General features: G+C 35.9%; 22 protein-coding genes. 13 read left to right on the top strand and 9 right to left on the bottom strand.

Annotated elements, in window-relative coordinates; translation table 11 throughout:
• Window positions 1-429: 429 nt before the first annotated feature.
• Window positions 430-2,628: a PAS domain S-box protein gene (locus tag METEV_RS10550; RefSeq protein WP_013195498.1), complete on the top strand. Its 2,199-nt coding sequence runs from the start codon at window positions 430-432 to the stop codon at window positions 2,626-2,628.
• On the opposite strand, the gene METEV_RS12895 is transcribed toward METEV_RS10550, so the two are convergent.
• The 3 genes from METEV_RS12895 to METEV_RS12770 all read right to left on the bottom strand — a co-directional run bounded on the left by METEV_RS12895 (window position 2,629) and on the right by METEV_RS12770 (window position 4,057).
• A complete protein-coding gene (locus METEV_RS12895; protein WP_269634933.1) occupies window positions 2,629-2,763 on the bottom strand; it encodes a hypothetical protein in 135 nt (44 codons plus the stop codon).
• Window positions 2,764-3,569: 806 nt separating this feature from the next.
• Window positions 3,570-3,806 (bottom strand): hypothetical protein, encoded by a 237-nt coding sequence (locus METEV_RS10545; protein WP_013195497.1) that lies wholly within the window; start codon window positions 3,804-3,806, stop codon window positions 3,570-3,572.
• Window positions 3,807-3,916: 110 nt separating this feature from the next.
• Entirely contained in the window at window positions 3,917-4,057 is a 141-nt protein-coding gene (locus METEV_RS12770) for a hypothetical protein (RefSeq protein WP_232216858.1), read from the bottom strand.
• A gap of 349 nt (window positions 4,058-4,406) precedes the next feature.
• Here METEV_RS12770 and METEV_RS10540 point away from each other — a divergent pair, with 349 nt between their 5' ends.
• Together METEV_RS10540 and map are read left to right on the top strand one after the other, a co-directional pair.
• Window positions 4,407-5,594, top strand: a complete 1,188-nt coding sequence (locus METEV_RS10540) for a M24 family metallopeptidase (protein WP_232216857.1) — start codon at window positions 4,407-4,409, stop codon at window positions 5,592-5,594.
• A 12-nt stretch (window positions 5,595-5,606) separates the two neighbouring features.
• Window positions 5,607-6,518, top strand: a complete 912-nt coding sequence (gene map, locus METEV_RS10535) for a type II methionyl aminopeptidase (RefSeq protein WP_013195495.1) — start codon at window positions 5,607-5,609, stop codon at window positions 6,516-6,518.
• 28 nt (window positions 6,519-6,546) lie between these two features.
• Here the strand turns inward: map and METEV_RS10530 are convergent, their stop codons facing one another.
• Genes METEV_RS10530 through METEV_RS10520 form a run of 3 tightly spaced genes read right to left on the bottom strand, consistent with a single transcriptional unit; the run spans window position 6,547 to window position 8,508 of the window.
• Window positions 6,547-7,248 carry a DUF169 domain-containing protein gene (locus METEV_RS10530; protein WP_013195494.1) on the bottom strand — a complete coding sequence of 234 codons (702 nt, stop codon included), beginning with the start codon at window positions 7,246-7,248 and terminating at the stop codon, window positions 6,547-6,549.
• 22 nt (window positions 7,249-7,270) lie between these two features.
• Complete coding sequence (locus tag METEV_RS10525; RefSeq protein ID WP_013195493.1) at window positions 7,271-8,164, bottom strand: Mrp/NBP35 family ATP-binding protein; 894 nt, start codon at window positions 8,162-8,164, stop codon at window positions 7,271-7,273.
• A gap of 35 nt (window positions 8,165-8,199) precedes the next feature.
• Entirely contained in the window at window positions 8,200-8,508 is a 309-nt protein-coding gene (locus METEV_RS10520) for a DUF134 domain-containing protein (RefSeq protein ID WP_049891208.1), read from the bottom strand.
• A 118-nt stretch (window positions 8,509-8,626) separates the two neighbouring features.
• Here METEV_RS10520 and METEV_RS10515 point away from each other — a divergent pair, with 118 nt between their 5' ends.
• The 7 genes from METEV_RS10515 to METEV_RS10485 all read left to right on the top strand — a co-directional run bounded on the left by METEV_RS10515 (window position 8,627) and on the right by METEV_RS10485 (window position 13,541).
• Window positions 8,627-8,995 carry a NifB/NifX family molybdenum-iron cluster-binding protein gene (locus METEV_RS10515; protein ID WP_013195491.1) on the top strand — a complete coding sequence of 123 codons (369 nt, stop codon included), beginning with the start codon at window positions 8,627-8,629 and terminating at the stop codon, window positions 8,993-8,995.
• 14 nt (window positions 8,996-9,009) lie between these two features.
• Entirely contained in the window at window positions 9,010-9,369 is a 360-nt protein-coding gene (locus METEV_RS10510) for a NifB/NifX family molybdenum-iron cluster-binding protein (RefSeq protein WP_013195490.1), read from the top strand.
• A gap of 35 nt (window positions 9,370-9,404) precedes the next feature.
• Window positions 9,405-10,247, top strand: coding sequence for an ATP-binding protein (locus METEV_RS10505; protein ID WP_013195489.1), 843 nt, complete (start codon window positions 9,405-9,407; stop codon window positions 10,245-10,247).
• Between the two features lie 15 nt (window positions 10,248-10,262).
• On the top strand, window positions 10,263-11,120 hold the full coding sequence (locus METEV_RS10500; RefSeq protein WP_013195488.1) for an ATP-binding protein: 858 nt from the start codon (window positions 10,263-10,265) through the stop codon (window positions 11,118-11,120).
• Window positions 11,121-11,149: 29 nt separating this feature from the next.
• Window positions 11,150-11,716 (top strand): DUF1847 domain-containing protein, encoded by a 567-nt coding sequence (locus tag METEV_RS10495; protein WP_013195487.1) that lies wholly within the window; start codon window positions 11,150-11,152, stop codon window positions 11,714-11,716.
• A gap of 14 nt (window positions 11,717-11,730) precedes the next feature.
• On the top strand, window positions 11,731-12,387 hold the full coding sequence (locus METEV_RS10490) for an MBL fold metallo-hydrolase (RefSeq protein ID WP_013195486.1): 657 nt from the start codon (window positions 11,731-11,733) through the stop codon (window positions 12,385-12,387).
• 149 nt (window positions 12,388-12,536) lie between these two features.
• A complete protein-coding gene (locus METEV_RS10485) occupies window positions 12,537-13,541 on the top strand; it encodes an RNA-guided endonuclease InsQ/TnpB family protein (RefSeq protein WP_013195485.1) in 1,005 nt (334 codons plus the stop codon).
• Window positions 13,542-13,609: 68 nt separating this feature from the next.
• Here the strand turns inward: METEV_RS10485 and METEV_RS10480 are convergent, their stop codons facing one another.
• From METEV_RS10480 to METEV_RS10470, 3 genes are all read right to left on the bottom strand, one after another.
• The gene (locus tag METEV_RS10480) at window positions 13,610-13,813 is read right to left on the bottom strand and encodes a 4Fe-4S dicluster domain-containing protein (RefSeq protein ID WP_013195484.1); all 204 of its coding nucleotides are present in this window, start codon (window positions 13,811-13,813) and stop codon (window positions 13,610-13,612) included.
• Window positions 13,814-13,838: 25 nt separating this feature from the next.
• Window positions 13,839-14,141 carry an Hsp20/alpha crystallin family protein gene (locus METEV_RS10475; protein WP_013195483.1) on the bottom strand — a complete coding sequence of 101 codons (303 nt, stop codon included), beginning with the start codon at window positions 14,139-14,141 and terminating at the stop codon, window positions 13,839-13,841.
• Between the two features lie 68 nt (window positions 14,142-14,209).
• Entirely contained in the window at window positions 14,210-14,503 is a 294-nt protein-coding gene (locus METEV_RS10470; RefSeq protein WP_013195482.1) for an Hsp20/alpha crystallin family protein, read from the bottom strand.
• A gap of 164 nt (window positions 14,504-14,667) precedes the next feature.
• On the opposite strand from METEV_RS10470, the gene METEV_RS10465 reads away from it, so the two are divergent.
• From METEV_RS10465 to METEV_RS10455, 3 genes are all read left to right on the top strand, one after another.
• A complete protein-coding gene (locus METEV_RS10465; RefSeq protein WP_013195481.1) occupies window positions 14,668-15,093 on the top strand; it encodes a metal-dependent transcriptional regulator in 426 nt (141 codons plus the stop codon).
• 67 nt (window positions 15,094-15,160) lie between these two features.
• The gene (locus tag METEV_RS10460) at window positions 15,161-16,018 is read left to right on the top strand and encodes a metal ABC transporter solute-binding protein, Zn/Mn family (protein ID WP_013195480.1); all 858 of its coding nucleotides are present in this window, start codon (window positions 15,161-15,163) and stop codon (window positions 16,016-16,018) included.
• A 17-nt stretch (window positions 16,019-16,035) separates the two neighbouring features.
• Window positions 16,036-16,797 carry a metal ABC transporter ATP-binding protein gene (locus METEV_RS10455; RefSeq protein ID WP_013195479.1) on the top strand — a complete coding sequence of 254 codons (762 nt, stop codon included), beginning with the start codon at window positions 16,036-16,038 and terminating at the stop codon, window positions 16,795-16,797.
• The last annotated feature ends 4 nt before the right edge of the window (window positions 16,798-16,801 follow it).

Raw genomic sequence — 16,801 nt, 5'->3', positions numbered from 1 at the left:
ACTGCCTGATATGAATTTAAATTTTTAGAACACATATATAGGTGATTTATAGATTAGGGCAAGCAAGTAAAACAACTAAAAAGTTAATACAAGATGCTGACTATTCTGATGAGAACAATTAGATGATTTTCGATTGTGATAATTATATGCTTATGGAAAATTAAAAACCACCTGTACATTTTTCAGAGATAACAAGAAACCTTGAGATTAGAACTATTTCCTTCATTCCTAAATTGGGGCTCACTGATTATAAAACTCCTTCAGTTGCACTTTTTAATTTAATAATATAAACGAGATAATGTAAATATTTATAATGTATCAAATATTAATGTATAATTTAGCATTATAGTTTTACTTTTAAAAGGGGAGGAATTTCAGATAGAAGATGAAGATTTATCCAAAAATGAACTTTTAACTGAAATTAAAGCGTTGCGTGAAGAAAACAAAAAATTACACAGTACATTTTCTGAAGCAGAAGATATGCTGGGTATTGGAAGTGCTGAATGGGACATAGAACATGATGTAGCTACTCTCTCTGAAGGATGGAAGAAAATACTGGGCGTGAAAAAAGAACAAATGTCCTTGGATGAAAGTTTAAATATTGTCCATCCTGATGATTTACCAGCTGTAAAAGCAGACCTCCAAAATGCAATTGATAACTATAAACCCTACTCTATAAAACATAGGATTATTTGCCAGGACAATGGGGAAATACGTTACATAAAAGTTTATGGGAAGATTACACGGTTTGATTCTACTAAACCTGTGAAGATACATTTTACCATGCAGGATGTTACAAAAAATGAAAAATTAAAAGATGAACTTCAGAAGAAAGTAGATGATTTTTATTACCTATATAACAACCTGAATGATGCTGTTTTTATCTTAGATATAGATGGTTATATCCTCGATATCAATAAAACCACTGCCAACAGACTTGGATATTCCAAACAGGAACTTCTTTCTCTGCATACTGCGGATATAGACTGTTTGTATAATGAAATTAATACCAAAAAACAAATTCAAAAAATAATTGAAAATAGACAAAAAGTATTTGAATCTGTACATATAAAAAGAAACGGCAAAAAATTACCTGTAGAAATCAATTCAACTTTTATTAAATATGAGGGTAAACCTGCCATCCTTAGTGTCGCCCGTGATATAACTGAGAGGAAACATGCAGAGAGATTGATTCAGAGGAAGATAAAAGAACAAAAAGCACTGCTATCATCTACACCTGCTTTAGTATATTTAAAAGACAACAAATTGAATTATCTCACAGTAAACGATGCTTTTTGTAAAGTGGTAGATTCTACAGTTGAAAATATAAAAGGTAAAACTGATTTTGATTTGTTCCCAGAAAAAGAAGCAGAAAAATACCGTTCATATGATACATCAGTTATGGAAGCCGGTGAGCCTGTATATAATTTAGAAGAAAGTTATACTACACCCGAAGGTGAAAAAAGATGGGCTCTTACATCCAAAGTACCCTATTATGATTTTGAAGGAAATGTTATTGGTATAGTTGGCAGTTCACTGGATATCACTGAAAGAAAGCAAATGTATGAGAAATTGTACAAATCAGAAAAAGAAAAAGAAGTCATCCTCAATTCCACCTCTGAACAGATCACCTATCAGGACCTTAATTACAACATAATATGGTGTAATAAAGCTGCTTTTGATCATCTAGGACTGGACTATAATGATATAATAGGAATGCGCTGTTATAAACTATGGATTGGAGCCAATGTTAATACTATATGTGAGAACTGTCCTGTTGAAGCCTGCATTAAAACAGGAGAACATAGTGAAGGTACTATGGGTACTCCTGATTTTAGAGTATTTCATGTGAGTGCTGACCCTGTAAGGGATTCAAATGGTAATATAATAGGGATTATCAAAATACTCAATGATATTACAGAAAGAGTCAAAAATAGAAAAAAGTTAAAAAAATATTCCGAACAACTTGAAAAGATAAATAGAGAACTTGAAAAACGTGTTCAGGATAAAACAGAACAAATCAAAAATGCAGAAAGAATGAGGGAACTGGAACTTCACCACCGGGTAAAAAACAACCTTCAGGTGATTTCCAGTTTGCTCAGCCTTCAGTCAGAAAAATTTGATGATGAAGAGGTGTATGAAGCATTCAAGGATACACAAAACCGTGTGGTTTCGATGGCACTTGTCCATGAAAAACTATATCGGACAAACCATCTGGAAAATATAGACCTGAATGATTATGTGAATGACCTTGTTAATCATCTTAAAGGTTTATACGATGGAGGAAATATCAGTCTGAATATCGATGTTCAGAACATATATTTCGAACTTGATACAATTATACCTTTTGGAATGCTTATCAATGAAATCGTGTCCAATTCGCTAAAATATGCGTTTTCTGAAGATGAATCAGGTGAGGTAACTATAAAACTCTCTCAGGATGAAGAAGGGTATAATATCTTGATAATAGCCGATAACGGCAGGGGTATATCAGAGAATGTAAATATAAAAGAGTCCGAATCGCTTGGACTCCAGCTTGTGAACAGTCTGGTCGACCAGCTTAACGGTAATTTTGAACTGGATACAAGCAATGGTACAAAATTTATCATCGAATTTTATAGCAGTTAATTATAAAATAACAGCTTCAACATCGGATTCATGCGGTTTGACTTTCGATTCCCTCTCACTTTTCACATGCCTGATTTTACCTCTGTAGATTATCCGACCGAAGTCTTCTCCATTCCCATAATAAGGCATCTTCATAACATCAGTAAAGACCTTGGTCGGAAACGCGATCATGGCTTCATCTGTCTTCAGGTTCTCGAATTTTCTATTAAACCTTGATTATCTCGATTGTTCGTCCTGACTGAAAAGAGCGTCCCTGTTCATCATGACTTTCGATTGGTACCAGAATCCACCTGTTTAAATGATACAAATTCGTCCTGTTTTTCTTAAGGAATCCCTGTACCTGTATCATCAAAAGAGAACAGGTAATTAAATCTGCCTGTTAATATATTTCTCATCTGCAAAACCATCCAGAACCACCAGTTTCTTGTTCTATACTACCGTAATGACTTAGTAGATTTTTATATTTCTAAAAAAGAAAAGGCTGGTAAAGGGAAAGAGAGGGGATGAATGATTCACCAGCCTCATTATTTTAGATACAGTTTTCTGTCGATGTCTTCAAACTGCTCATAGTACTTGGCTCTCTGGAACAATTCCTCGAAATACTCATCCATTTCTATCACCAATACCCCAATATGATTTCTTAATATTTAAACAAGAGCCAAGCAGTGTGAAAATAATCGCATTTTTAAATGGTTAAATACAAAAACGGTATACAGAGAAATTAATAATTACTTTTTTGCTTTAATAAAGATAAGGAATTTTGACCTTATTTGTATAGATATTAAAACTTAAATAAGTAGATGGAATTGTCATGGTTGTCCAATAGATTGAACAAATTGGATAACTCCGTGGGAGGTGGGTTATACCTACCTCTATACCGCTATAATTTTCAGGAAAAAGAGCACGTTAATATGATATCGTTAAATCAGATAATTGATTAATTATTTGAGTGTATCATCGTCTGCATCTAAATCATTATTAATCATCACTTTTTCAGATTCGACTACCCATTTTGGTATCCAAACACCCTGTCGATATGAGTCCAGCATCAAATATTCATCATTGATTTCATTAAGGACCTTGGATATATGATTGAATTCAATGTTGTTTTGTTCCAGATAATCTTTGTTTATCCTAAAACGTAATTCATATTCAGGTGTCTTTTCAATCAACACCATAATGTAATCTGTAGTTTTTGCAATTATTATCCCCTCCCCTAATAAAATAAAGGGTATATTACATATATCCTATGCTTTTTAATTAAGCTACAATTAATATATTAAGGTTTTTATTCAAATCCAGATATTACCTCTACAACATCTTTCGGTATCCAGATGCTGTTATTAAAGGAATCAAGTAGCAAAAATGAGTCTCTCGTTTCATGAAGTAAATGTGTCCTGTCGGGAAGTAATAATCTGTTATCTCTCAAATACCAGATAGGTATTTCTATAGACTCAATTTCAGATGTATTTATGAGATATACTCTTTTATAATCAGATGTTCCAATAATAATTCCTTCTTGGATATCTCTATAGTTAAATTAATAATATTAAATCTAAGTTATTTAAAATTTTATATGTGCTGTTTGGGTAGGTACCACCTGCATTTTGTTAATGGGGAGAATCAGAGGATTTAAATTGAATAGATCCATATTTTTAATTGTTAAAGTAAAAAGGATTAATATGTATTACTTTTTGCTTAATGCACAAATGTGCAATTTATATTGTAAGGTCTAATTTTAACAACAAATTTGTATTAGTATCAATAAATCAGATTACATGAAGCAAATACAGGAACAAAATAATATGGATATCTCGAACACACTTTCAAAAAAAGGACTCGATGCCTATATGATGATCGGCGAACCTCATAATGCTGATATGTATTATACAACCGGTTTTTTTGCATCTGATAAGTTCACATATTTGCAGAAAAACAGTGGGGATGAAATATTACTGGTATCAGAAATGGAGCGTGAACGAGCTGAGAACGAATCACGGATAACAAATATAAGAACAACACAGGATTATGATTATCGGTCCAAAATAAAATCCAGATCTGACCCATCTATTGCTTTCAGTGACACACTCGGTGAGCTTCTTGGTAAAGAAGGAATCAGAAAAATTGGTGTGCCGCACAACTTTCCATTTTTCATTGCACAAACCCTTAAAGAGCAGGGGTTCTGGTTCATGCCCATAAAAAGCCCTTTCAAAGATATGAGGACAAAAAAAAGTGAATCAGAAATAACAAATATTGAAACAGTCCAGAATGCCTGTGAAGAAGCAATGGATACAGCAGTAAATCTGATTTCAAATTCATCAGAATCTGATGGTGTACTCTATAATGAAGGTGTTGAACTTACATCTGAATACGTACGCAATGCCATCGAACATAGGCTTCTTGATTTTGGTTGTGAAGCTGAAACTACAATTGTAGCATGTGGAAAACAGTCGTCTACCCCTCATTGGATGGGTGAAGGCACTTTAAAAGTAAACGAACCGATTATTATTGATATATTCCCTCGGAGTAAAACCAACCGATATTTTTCAGATATGAGTCGTACAGTGGTTAAAGGTACTCCTTCCAGACAGCTAAAAGATATGTATGATGCAGTAATTGAAGCCCAGAACAAGGCACTTGAACTTGTAAAACCAGGGGTTTTATGCAATGAAATCCATAATGCAGTATGTGATGTTTTTGAAGAAAAAGGATATGATACTGTCCGTAATAATCCAAAATTAAAATCCGGTTTCCTTCATTCAACGGGTCATGGTGTAGGTCTGGAAGTGCATGAACTTCCAAGCCTGGGAGATAATGAAAACCAACTTGAATCCGGTAATGTGATAACGGTAGAACCGGGTTTATATTATCCTGATATTGGAGGAGTGCGTATTGAAGATATAGTGGTTGTTACTGAAAAAGGGTGCAGGAATCTGACTGAATTTGAAAAGAAGTTTGTTGTATAAGGATGATCTAATATGAAATCGGATGATAATAACTTAAAACAGTACTCTGAAGAAGAAATAATCCAGAAATATATGGATGCCGGAGATATACTGTCAAAAGCAAGAGAAGAAGGTAAAAAACGGGTTAAAAAAGGTGAGAAACTTCTGGAAGTTGCCGATTCAGTAGAACAAACAATCGTTGATTTAGGTGGTCAGCCTGCATTTCCATGTAATATATCAAGGAATGATGAAGCTGCTCATGCTACACCATCAATAGACGATGATTCGGTGTTTGGTGACGATATGGTGAAACTTGATATGGGAGTTCATCTGGATGGATATATTGCGGATTCAGCGGTAACAGTTGATCTTTCGGGTAATAACGACCTTGTAAAAGCTTCAGAGGATGCCCTTAATTCAGCAATAGATGTTATTAAAAGCGGAGTTAACACTGCAGAAATTGGAAGAGTTATAGAAGATGCAATAACAGGTTACGGCTTCAAACCGGTTGTTAACCTGACAGGGCATGGTCTTGAGCGGTATATTGCTCATGCATCTCCTTCTATACCAAACAGACATGTTGATCAGGGCATTGTACTCAATGAAGGGGATATAATTGCAATAGAACCTTTTGCAACTGATGGTGCAGGTAAAATAGGTAATGGTCCGTGGGCTGAAATATACAGTCTTATAGACAAAAAATCAGTACGCTTGCCGGCAGCAAGGAAGCTTATGAAGGAAGTTGAAAAATACAGGACATTACCGTTTGCAAAGCGGTGGCTTCAATCCAGTACCAAAAGCCTTGATTTTGCACTTTTACAGCTTGAAAAGGCAGGAGCAATAAGGTCTTATCCTGTACTTAAAGAAATCGAGGGGGGTTTGGTGTCCCAGGCTGAACATACAGTTATAGTAACCGAAAACGGTTGTGAAATAACAACCAAATAATTTTAGGGAGATGTCCTGAATACAAAAATCAGGATTTCATCCATTTATCCCATTCATTTGCTTTCATGTCCAGTACGTTAACAACATCCTCCAAAATTTCTTCTGGAATCCCTACAACCATTTCATCATCTTTGAGACCTGCGTTTTTGGCTGCTCCATCACAACCGATAGATATATTTACTTCACCGGTTATGTACGGTGACCCGGTAGCATCTGCGCAAGTTGACTGAATACCTGCAAAATTTGCAGTCATTCTCCCACCATGTTTATATATAATAGCTTGAGCAATCCTTCTGGCTACCAGAGTGTTGCCTATAACAATTATAACATCTGGTCTTGTGGCTGTATTATCCAATGGAGAAATAACTGTGGCAATTGTGGATCCAGGCTCCGGTCTTGGCATATTTGCAACCACACGCTTGGCAACGCTGTATGAAACCTCTTTTCCAAGTTTGTCTACATACAATTTCCCGCTTTTGAGTTTGTCAGGATAATCCTGCAAACCTACTGCTGCAGCACCACCTTTGCATGCATGTTTATCTATAGTTGCAAAACTTGTGATTTCATTTAGCCGGGCTTTCTGTAACATCTGACAGTATCTTTCAGGGTTTGAAACTTCCTCCAAACCGTGTGGAATATCTTCTTCTTGTTTTAACAATGAGACTGCAACGGGCTTACCTGTTAGATTAAGTAAGTCCACAAGTTTTTGACTTGCTTTGGCATAATTCATAATCATAACTCCCTTTTAATATTTAGTTTCCATCGTTTTTAGTATTATTTTCCAGTTTTTCAATAGAATCTACAACATTGCTGAACCTCCTGTCCCACTCTGATTCGTTTCCTTCATAGGAATAGGTAGCACCTGTGTCGGCTTTTTGGGATACTTGGGGTTCAATGGGTAATTCTGCAAGTACCGATATTCCAAAATCTGATGCAGCTTTTTCAACACCACCTCCACCAAATACTTCTATCTCATCACCACAGCTGGGACAAATAACTCCACTCATATTTTCAACCAATCCAATCACAGGGACATCAACAAGGTCCAGGAAATTTATTGATTTCCTTACACTTGTAAGGGCTACATCCTGTGGTGTTGTGACCACTATGGCACCGTCAAAATCCGAAATCAATTGTGCAATACTTAGTGGTTCATCACCAGTACCAGGAGGGAGGTCAATTATGAGAAAATCAAGTACACCCCATGAAACTTCCTGTAAAAATTGTTTTATAGCACCCATTTTGGCAGGTCCACGCCAGATAACAGGGAAGTCTTCTCCTTCCAACAAAAATGCTATAGACATTACTTTTAAGTTTTCAGAGACTGGTACAGGAACTATTCCCTTTTCATCAACTTCTGGTTTCTTGTTTTCCAGACCAAACATCTTTGGAATACTGGGTCCATGAATATCTGAGTCCAGTAAACCAACCCTGTATCCACGTTTTGCCAGACTTGATGCAAGATATGCGGCGATTGTACTTTTCCCGACACCACCTTTCCCGCTCATTATCATTATTTTATTCTTCACACCATCCAAATTCACAGTCCCTATTGGTGATTTTGATTTTGTCTTTTCTTCTTTACCTTTTGCTTCATTTGGATTAGTTTTTGCTACATCTTCAGTTGAAATGAATTCTTTAGACATATGATTTCACCTTTAATTGTATAAAATCAAAATTATTAGTTTTCATCGTTGAGGTGGGTGTGAGTCCCACCTTTAATTTCTATTGCTTTACCATTGGTCAGTGCAAACGCTATTTTTTTCCTTACATTCTGGATGTCTTCCCAGAAAGCACGTCTTGATATGCCCATTTTTTGGGCTGCTTCTTCCTGTTGCATTTCTTCTAAATCAACCAGACGTAAAGCTTCAACCTCTTCAACTGTTAAAGATACAACCTCAAGTTCTGAAAGGGGCACTCCTCTGGGTTTAAAATAGTCAATCTTTGGTTTATATTCAACACGTCTGGGATACCTGGGTCTGCCTGGTATATTATCACCTAATATCTCTCATGTGAGAAATTATATAAAGGTTATCAATTAAATTTATATAATTAATCACTTATGTGTAAAATACGAAAATAATCTATATAGGAATTGAGGTATAAAAATGATAATAGGTATTACAGCTAAAGGTAAAAATCTGGATGAACCACTGGATCCAAGATTTGGGAGGTCTCAGTATATTGTTCTTGCAGATTCTGAATCAATGGAATTTGAAGTATTCGAAAATCCTGGTGAATCAGCACCTGGAGGAGCGGGTATAAAAGCTGCACAGGCTATTGTAGATAAGGACATAGATGCTTTAATAACTGGTAATGTGGGACCTAATGCATTTTCAGTACTTTCTAAAGCCAATATTAATGTATATACTGGAGCTTCAGGTACAATCAGAAAGGCAATCGATGATTTTAAAGCAGGATTGCTTGACGAGCCAGATGCTCCAACAGTAAAAGCTCATAATGGAATGAATAGATAACTATAGGTGATTTCATGAAAGTATGTATACCTTCCAATGATAATGGATGTTTTGAGGCTTCAATATGTGAACATTTTGGACGGGCCTCATATTATACTCTTGTAGATACTGATACCAACACGGTAGAAGTACTTCCAAACATAGGGGAACATATGGGTGGTACAAGGAAACCTCCTGAAATTTTATCCGAATCAGGGGTAGAAGTAATGTTATGCTCAGGAATTGGTCCAGGAGCTATAAACATGTTTGAAAATTATTGTATAGATGTATATGTGGGGGCAAAAGGAACAGTAAAAGACGCCCTTAAATTATGGAATACTGGAAATCTGGAAGAGGCAACAAAAGAAAATGCATGTAAATCGCATCAGCATTAATAACCAGATATTTCAAATTTTAAAAAGGAGATAACATGAACATTGCAATAGCAAGTGGGAAAGGGGGTACTGGTAAAACAACGATTTCAGTTAATTTGGCACTTTCTTTGGATGATGCCCAATTGCTTGACTGTGATGTAGAAGAACCCAACTGTAATATTTTTCTTGGATACAATCTTGTAAAAAAAGATGATGTTAATATTTTAACACCTGTAATTGACAAAAATAACTGTAATTTTTGTGGAAAATGTGCGGATTTTTGTCAGTTTAATGCTATTGCAGTATTGCCCGGAGATATAATGCTTTTCAACACTCTTTGCCATGGATGTGGTGGATGTGGAATAGTCTGTCCAATGGACGCAATTGACGAAGAAAAACGAAGTATTGGTACAATTGAAAAATCAGAAACTGAATATGGGAATTTAGAGTTTTTCCAGGGTCTGCTAAATATAGGGGAGGCAATGGCATCACCTGTGATAAAAGACCTTAAAAAAAACATTAATAAAAATAAAAATACAATAATTGATGCTCCTCCTGGAACAGCTTGTCCTGCAATAGCTACCCTTGAAGATACTGACTACTGTATCCTTGTTACAGAGCCTACACCTTTTGGGTACCATGATCTCTTACTCACTCTTGATGTTGTACGAGAGTTAGGCATTCCTTTTGGTATAATTATCAATCGTTGTGATGTTGGTGACAGTAAAGTAGAGGAATTTTGCTATTCTGAAAATATTCCGGTTTTGATGAAAATACCCTATGATAAGAACATAGCACAGTTGTATTCAAATGGAATTCCATTTGTACAAAAAATGCCTGAATGGAAAAAACAATTTGCACAGATGTTTGAGAGTATACAATCAATTGATAAATACTAAGGTCAAGGTAATAGTATGAAACAACTTACGGTGATAAGCGGAAAAGGAGGAACCGGGAAGACTACTCTCACGTCAGCTTTTGCTTCACTTGCAGAGAATGCAGTTATATCTGATTGTGATGTGGATGCCGCAGATATTTACCTGATATTGAACCCTGAAATAATGGAGACTTTCGAATTCATAGGTTCAAAGGTGGCTTATGTTAACAATAATCTTTGTACAGAATGTGGATTGTGTAAATCTTATTGTAGGTTTGATGCTATCACGGAGGATTTTAATGTAAATACTTTTATTTGTGAAGGTTGCGGTGTATGTGAATATATATGTCCAGAAGATGCGATATCTCTTAATGACAGGATATCAGGCAAATATTATAAATCCAGTACAAGATATGGACCAATGAGTCATGCAAACCTGAAAGCAGGTGAAGAAGCAAGTGGAAAACTTATCACTGCTGTTAGGAACACATCCAGTGAACTCGCTGAAAAATATAACAGTGATTTAATCCTTATAGATGGGCCACCAGGAACAGGTTGTTCTGTTATTTCTTCTATTACAGGAGTTAATATGACTCTTGTCGTTACAGAACCTAGTATATCAGGAATTCATGATTTTAAAAGAATATTGGAAGTGACAAATTATTTTGATATACCAACTCTTGTCTGCATAAATAAATATGATATAAATGTGGAAAATACTCGAGTTATAGAAGATTACTGCAGGGAAAAAGGGGTTGAAGTTGTGGGTAAGATACCTTACGACACTATACCAGTTGAAGCCATGATACAGGAAAAAACAATTATTGAGTATTCTGATAGTGATTTATCAAGGACAATCAGGGATATCTGGGAACGTGTAACACAAAGGCTTTAAAAACTATTTAAAATAAAGGAACAGTTAATATGCGGTGTGCTTTATGTATAGATAAGCAATGCACTCAGGGTAGAGATTGCACAAACATTGCTGACAACATTACATATAAAGGAAAAGATTACAAGTCGATGAAAATATCTTCTCAGATAGAATCTAGATATTATATGGAAAAAACTAGAATTGAAGAAGTTGTTCTATACGCCAAAAAAATGAACTACAAAAAACTGGGAATTGCTTTCTGTATAGGTTTGGAAAACGAAGCAAATATTGTTCATAATATTTTATCTAAAGAGTTTGATGTGTATTCTGTCTGCTGTAAGGTATGTGGTACTAGTAAAGATGAATATGACTTGGACAAATTTCATGACAAAGGTTTCGAAGTTACATGTAATCCTAAAGCACAAGCCATGGTACTGAACAATAATAAAACCGATTTAAATATCCAGCTTGGACTTTGTATTGGGCATGATATACTTTTCAACAACAATTCAAACGCACCTGTAACTGTCTTGGTGGTAAAGGATAGAATGCTTGCACACAATCCTCTGGGTGCAATTTATTCTGGCTATTATCTTAAAAACCGATTTAATTTATAAATGAGGCAATAAAAATGAAATTAACAGTAGTATATGATAATAATGCAATTAATGGATTCCTTAGTGGGTGGGGTTTTTCCTGCCTGATAGATACAGGTCAATCCAAAATTCTATTTGATACGGGCTGGGATGGTTACTTGCTAATTCACAATTTAAAGATGTTGGATGTCTCACCATTAGAAATTGGAAAAGTTGTGCTGTCTCACCACCACTGGGATCATATGGGTGGACTTACATCTATCCTTAATGCCAATCCAGACCTTGAGGTCTATGTTCCTGAATCATTTTCCAAATATCTTAAAGACGAAATATCTTCGCGAGCCAAATTAATAGAAATATCACAGCCCACCGAGATACATCCATCTATATATACGACCGGAAAACTCGGTAATAAAATCAAGGAACAAGCTCTTTTACTGGAAACAAGTGCTGGAGTGTATGTGATAACAGGTTGTGCACATCCCGGATTAACAAACATAATGGAAAAAGCATCTGTTTATGGTGATGTAGCAGGAATTATAGGTGGGCTTCACGGAAGCGAGGAATATAATTTACTCAAAAATTTAAAATTAATTGCTGCAGGTCACTGCACATCTAATAAAAATAAAATAGCAAAGTTGTATCCAGACTCATTTATGGAAATTGGGTCAGGAGTTAGCATTCATATTTGAAAAAACACATTTACGAAGATGGGGCAACAGGGGTACGTGAAAGCCAACGGTATCTAACCGTTGGATGAAACAACCTCGTTGGTTATTGATTTATTAACCATAATTATTTTATTCTATCAGCCCGTATCTTTTAACAGAGGCGATGATATTTGATACTAACTTATAAAATCAAACATGATCGGGATTTCTCTGAAGAACTTGCAAAAGCTAAGCAAGTAGCCGAATATGGTGTCAAATATCGTACCCGTTCATCTAAAGATGTCAAGCATATCGGATTGAAATCGGCTATTTCAAACCAGATTCTCAATAAATATGCTAAAGATAAATCCGCTAAAAAGGTAAATAGTGTTAAACTGACAATACCTAACCAGAGTGTAAAGTTAAACAGGAATGAGAGAAAAATAAGGATAACTCCTCTTAAACTTGATTTGAGGTATTATTTTCCTGATAATTTTGAAAAAATCAACCAGATTGAAATCGGTGAGAAATACGTTTATGTGTCGGTGACCGTGCCTGAGAGAGAACAAATAGAACCGGAGGATTATCTGGGTGTCGATTTGAATACAACCGGACATATAGCTGTGATGTCTAACCCGAAGACTGGTAAAGTATGGAAACTGGGTAAAAAAGCACAGCATATACATCTGAAATATAAAAACGACCGTAGGAAACTACAGGTCAAAGGAAAATACAAGAAGGTTAAACAGGTCAATGACAGAGAGTCAAGGATTGTCAGGGATCTGAACCAAAAAATCAGTTCCAGGATAGTGGAAACCGCTGCTGCCAATAACTGTGGTATCAGGATGGAGAACCTGAAAGGTATAAGGGATTCTGTGAAATGTAAAAAATCGTTCAAATACTCCCTGCACAGCTGGTCGTTCTATCAACTACAATTTATGTTGGAATACAAAGCCAGGCTGCTTGGAGTCAAAATTGAATTTGTAAAACCCGAATATACTTCGCAGAACTGCAGTAGATGTGGTTATCTGGGTATTAGAAATGGAGATTCATTCAAGTGTCTTCATTGTGGACACGTTGATCATGCGGACGCAAACGCGGCGTTCAATATAGCTATGCGCACCGGAGATCAATGCGGTGCAGACAGAGATGCATCGTACGGGAGTACTGGCGCCCCGCAAGTGGCAACGGTGTGACGCCCACCGACCACAGAACCCCACGGATTTATCCGTGGGAGTACGTCAGTATTTTGTATATAACATTATCATTCATCTTCAACCAGTCTTACAGCATCCACCGGGCACACTTCTATACATTGTTCACATTCAATACAGTCTTCGGGTCGTGCAACAACAGCAACCTCTATTTCTTTTTCTTCGTTGTTGCCAACATCAAACAGGTCTACAGGACATACTTCATAACAAGCAAGATCCCCTTCACATACACTGTAGTCTATTACTGGATACATTTTTCTCCTTCTTTATTTGTATTTATTACTGTACTTTAACTTCTACAGGAGTTTCATGTAATTCTTTAAACGGTACTGTGACAATGAGTTTATCATTGGAATATTTTGCAACAGCTTTATCAGGCATAACCGGACAGCATACAGCAAAACTGCCGACATATTTAATGTCGGTGTTGTTTGCTCTGACGGCAAAACTATCCTCTGTTATTTTGAATTCAATATTATCTTTTTTCACGCCCGGAAGGTCGATTTCGATGTTTAAATTATCTCCCTTTTCATCTGCACATGCATAAACACATGGTGTCTGTATTAATTGGTCTTCAGCCATTATTTTATACTCCCCCTTTTGACAATATTCTGGTTTATCTACTTAAGTTATTGGTTTAATAATCCTTATCAATCTATTTCTAAATCGATTGATTTCATATGAGGTTCCTGGAATGGAACAGTAATAATAAGTTTCTCGTTGGTGTATTTGGCTACTGCTTTTTCTGGTATCACCGGGCAGCAGGTAGGAAAGGTTCCTGCATATTTAATATCGTCATTGACAGCTCTTACAGTATAACTGTTATCATGCATCTTAAAGTCAATATTTTCCTTATTTATGCCAGGCAAGTCGATTTCAATGTTTAAATTCTCCCCTTTTTCATCTGCACATGCAAATGTCCAGGGAACTTGTGTTGTAACCATGTAATTCCCCCTAAACGTTAAGTAGCCGATTTAGTTATTTATTGCTTTTGGTGTTTATTATAAAAAATCATTAATAATAACATTTTTGGAGCAATACCAAATATTGTGGCTATTTTTGTTCTTATACACAAAATATAAATGCTTTATTTGATTATTTGTTAATTATGGGAAAATTTACAGGGCTTGAACTAACACCTCGGAAAATACAGTATCTTAAATTTTTGCTTGAAAAGGACGAAACAGTGAGGACAACAGATATATCTTCACAATTAAACGTAGATCCATCTACAACCACCAAAGTAATCAATGAACTTACAAAAAGTGGTTACGTGAACCATGTACCTTATAGGGGGGTTTGTCTTACTGAATACGGTCGAGAATATGCAGAATTTCTGTTAAGGAGGCACAGAATTCTTAGTCTTTTACTCAGCCATTACGGTTTGTCCACAAATGATGCATGTGAGGAAGTATCACGATTTGAGGGACATGTTTCAAAATATGCAGTAGATAGAATCTGTAAGTCAATGGGTCATCCTCAGTTAAGCAACTGTGGGGAGATTAAACATGACAGCTGTGAACTCGTTGATTAAAGTCGTCATCAAATTTTCATAGATACCAAATAAGTTTCATATATATCAATAATTAAAAGGAATTGCTATGAATCAATATTATAAACTGCTGTCTGTTGTATTGGTAATCGCTGTATTGTTTGTAACTGGATGTTCAGAACAGACTCAAACCCAAAAAGATGATGGAAATATAACGGTTGCAGTCAGCATACTTCCACAGGCTGAATTTGTGGAGCAGATAGGCGGAGAAAAAGTTAATACAATAGTAATGATACCTCCCGGAGCAAATCCGGCAACACATGAACCAACTTCGGGACAATTAAGAGATTTAAGTAACGCTTTGATGTATGCAAAACTGGGTTCAGGGCTACCATTTGAAAGGTCCTGGATGAATAAAATCAGTTCAGTTAATGATGAAATGTTGATTGTAAATTCATCAGATGGTATAACTATTAGAAACAATGACCCCCATGTTTGGACATCTCCTGAAAATGCCAAAACAATGGTTGAGAATATCTATGAAGGTCTTATTCAGGTCGACCCTGAAAATAAGGATTATTATTCACAGAATAAAGATAAATACATACAGAAACTGGATGAACTGGATTTCTACATAAATAATACATTATCAGAATACGAAAACCAAAGTTTTATGGTTTATCATCCTACATGGGGTTATTTTGCACAAGAATATGGTTTAGACATGATACCTGTTGAATCAGAAGGCAAGGAACCAAGTGCAAAGGAATTACAGCAATTAGTAGATATTGCAAAGAAGAAAAACATTTCTGTAATATATGTACAGGAACAGTTTAGTACATCCAGTGCTGAATCAATTGCAAATGAAGTCAACGGAAAAGTTGTAACATTAGACCCGCTTGCAAAGGATTATGTATCCAATCTCAGAAATGTTTCTGAAGTTTTTGCAGAAAATTTTAATCAGTAACCATGAAGGGGGATTAAATGGGAACATATGATAATGCAGTTGAACTCAGCAATGTCTGGGTGCACTATGGTAATATACCTGTGCTTGAAGATATTAACCTGACAATAGAACAACCCAGAGACCTACTGGCTATAATTGGACCAAACGGGGGAGGTAAGACTACTTTATTGAAAGTAATACTTGGGTTGATAAAACCGAGTAATGGAAAGGTGAAACTGTTTGGTGAAAGTCCTGCAAAAAATCGTAAATATGTGGGTTATGTTCCACAACATAGTTCTTTTGATTATGATTTCCCTATAAGTGTATGGGATGTTGTCCTCATGGGTCGCATGGGACATACAGGCATTTTGAAACGTTATAGCAGTGAGGACAAGTTCAAGGCTAATAAAGCATTGAAAACTGTAAATATGGAGGATTATGCCAACCATCAGATAGGTAAACTATCAGGTGGTCAGAGACAGCGAGTATTTATAGCAAGGGCACTGGCAGCGGAACCAGAAGTATTGCTGCTTGATGAACCAAGTGCAGGACTTGATACACATATGCAGGGAGAGTTATATGAATTACTATCAAAACTGAAAAAAGATATGGCGATAATCATGGTGACTCATGATTTAACTGCTGTATCATTACATGTAGATAAGGTAGCATGTCTTAATCGTAAATTGTTCTATCACGGCTCGAAAGAAATATCCCATGAAGACCTGGAAGCTGCCTATCACTGTCCAGTAGAAATGATAGCTCACGGTGTTCCACACAGGGTGCTCAAAGACCATTGACGGA

The organism is Methanohalobium evestigatum Z-7303 (genome assembly GCF_000196655.1).
Taxonomy (GTDB): Archaea; Halobacteriota; Methanosarcinia; order Methanosarcinales; family Methanosarcinaceae; genus Methanohalobium; species Methanohalobium evestigatum.
The sequence above is the reverse complement of the archived record's forward strand: the minus strand, read 5'-3'. Positions and strand labels throughout refer to the sequence as shown.

What these genes read in the sequence shown, in the direction of transcription:
- METEV_RS12895 (WP_269634933.1), bottom strand. Translation starts at nt 2,763, where the DNA reads ATGAAGATGCCTTATTATGGGAATGGAGAAGACTTCGGTCGGATAATC.
- METEV_RS10545 (WP_013195497.1), bottom strand. Translation starts at nt 3,806, where the DNA reads ATGGTGTTGATTGAAAAGACACCTGAATATGAATTACGTTTTAGGATA.
- METEV_RS10540 (WP_232216857.1), top strand. Translation starts at nt 4,407, where the DNA reads ATGAAGCAAATACAGGAACAAAATAATATGGATATCTCGAACACACTT.
- map (WP_013195495.1), top strand. Translation starts at nt 5,607, where the DNA reads ATGAAATCGGATGATAATAACTTAAAACAGTACTCTGAAGAAGAAATA.
- METEV_RS10530 (WP_013195494.1), bottom strand. Translation starts at nt 7,248, where the DNA reads ATGAATTATGCCAAAGCAAGTCAAAAACTTGTGGACTTACTTAATCTA.
- METEV_RS10525 (WP_013195493.1), bottom strand. Translation starts at nt 8,164, where the DNA reads ATGTCTAAAGAATTCATTTCAACTGAAGATGTAGCAAAAACTAATCCA.
- METEV_RS10515 (WP_013195491.1), top strand. Translation starts at nt 8,627, where the DNA reads ATGATAATAGGTATTACAGCTAAAGGTAAAAATCTGGATGAACCACTG.
- METEV_RS10510 (WP_013195490.1), top strand. Translation starts at nt 9,010, where the DNA reads ATGAAAGTATGTATACCTTCCAATGATAATGGATGTTTTGAGGCTTCA.
- METEV_RS10505 (WP_013195489.1), top strand. Translation starts at nt 9,405, where the DNA reads ATGAACATTGCAATAGCAAGTGGGAAAGGGGGTACTGGTAAAACAACG.
- METEV_RS10500 (WP_013195488.1), top strand. Translation starts at nt 10,263, where the DNA reads ATGAAACAACTTACGGTGATAAGCGGAAAAGGAGGAACCGGGAAGACT.
- METEV_RS10495 (WP_013195487.1), top strand. Translation starts at nt 11,150, where the DNA reads ATGCGGTGTGCTTTATGTATAGATAAGCAATGCACTCAGGGTAGAGAT.
- METEV_RS10490 (WP_013195486.1), top strand. Translation starts at nt 11,731, where the DNA reads ATGAAATTAACAGTAGTATATGATAATAATGCAATTAATGGATTCCTT.
- METEV_RS10480 (WP_013195484.1), bottom strand. Translation starts at nt 13,813, where the DNA reads ATGTATCCAGTAATAGACTACAGTGTATGTGAAGGGGATCTTGCTTGT.
- METEV_RS10475 (WP_013195483.1), bottom strand. Translation starts at nt 14,141, where the DNA reads ATGGCTGAAGACCAATTAATACAGACACCATGTGTTTATGCATGTGCA.
- METEV_RS10470 (WP_013195482.1), bottom strand. Translation starts at nt 14,503, where the DNA reads ATGGTTACAACACAAGTTCCCTGGACATTTGCATGTGCAGATGAAAAA.
- METEV_RS10465 (WP_013195481.1), top strand. Translation starts at nt 14,668, where the DNA reads ATGGGAAAATTTACAGGGCTTGAACTAACACCTCGGAAAATACAGTAT.
- METEV_RS10460 (WP_013195480.1), top strand. Translation starts at nt 15,161, where the DNA reads ATGAATCAATATTATAAACTGCTGTCTGTTGTATTGGTAATCGCTGTA.
- METEV_RS10455 (WP_013195479.1), top strand. Translation starts at nt 16,036, where the DNA reads ATGGGAACATATGATAATGCAGTTGAACTCAGCAATGTCTGGGTGCAC.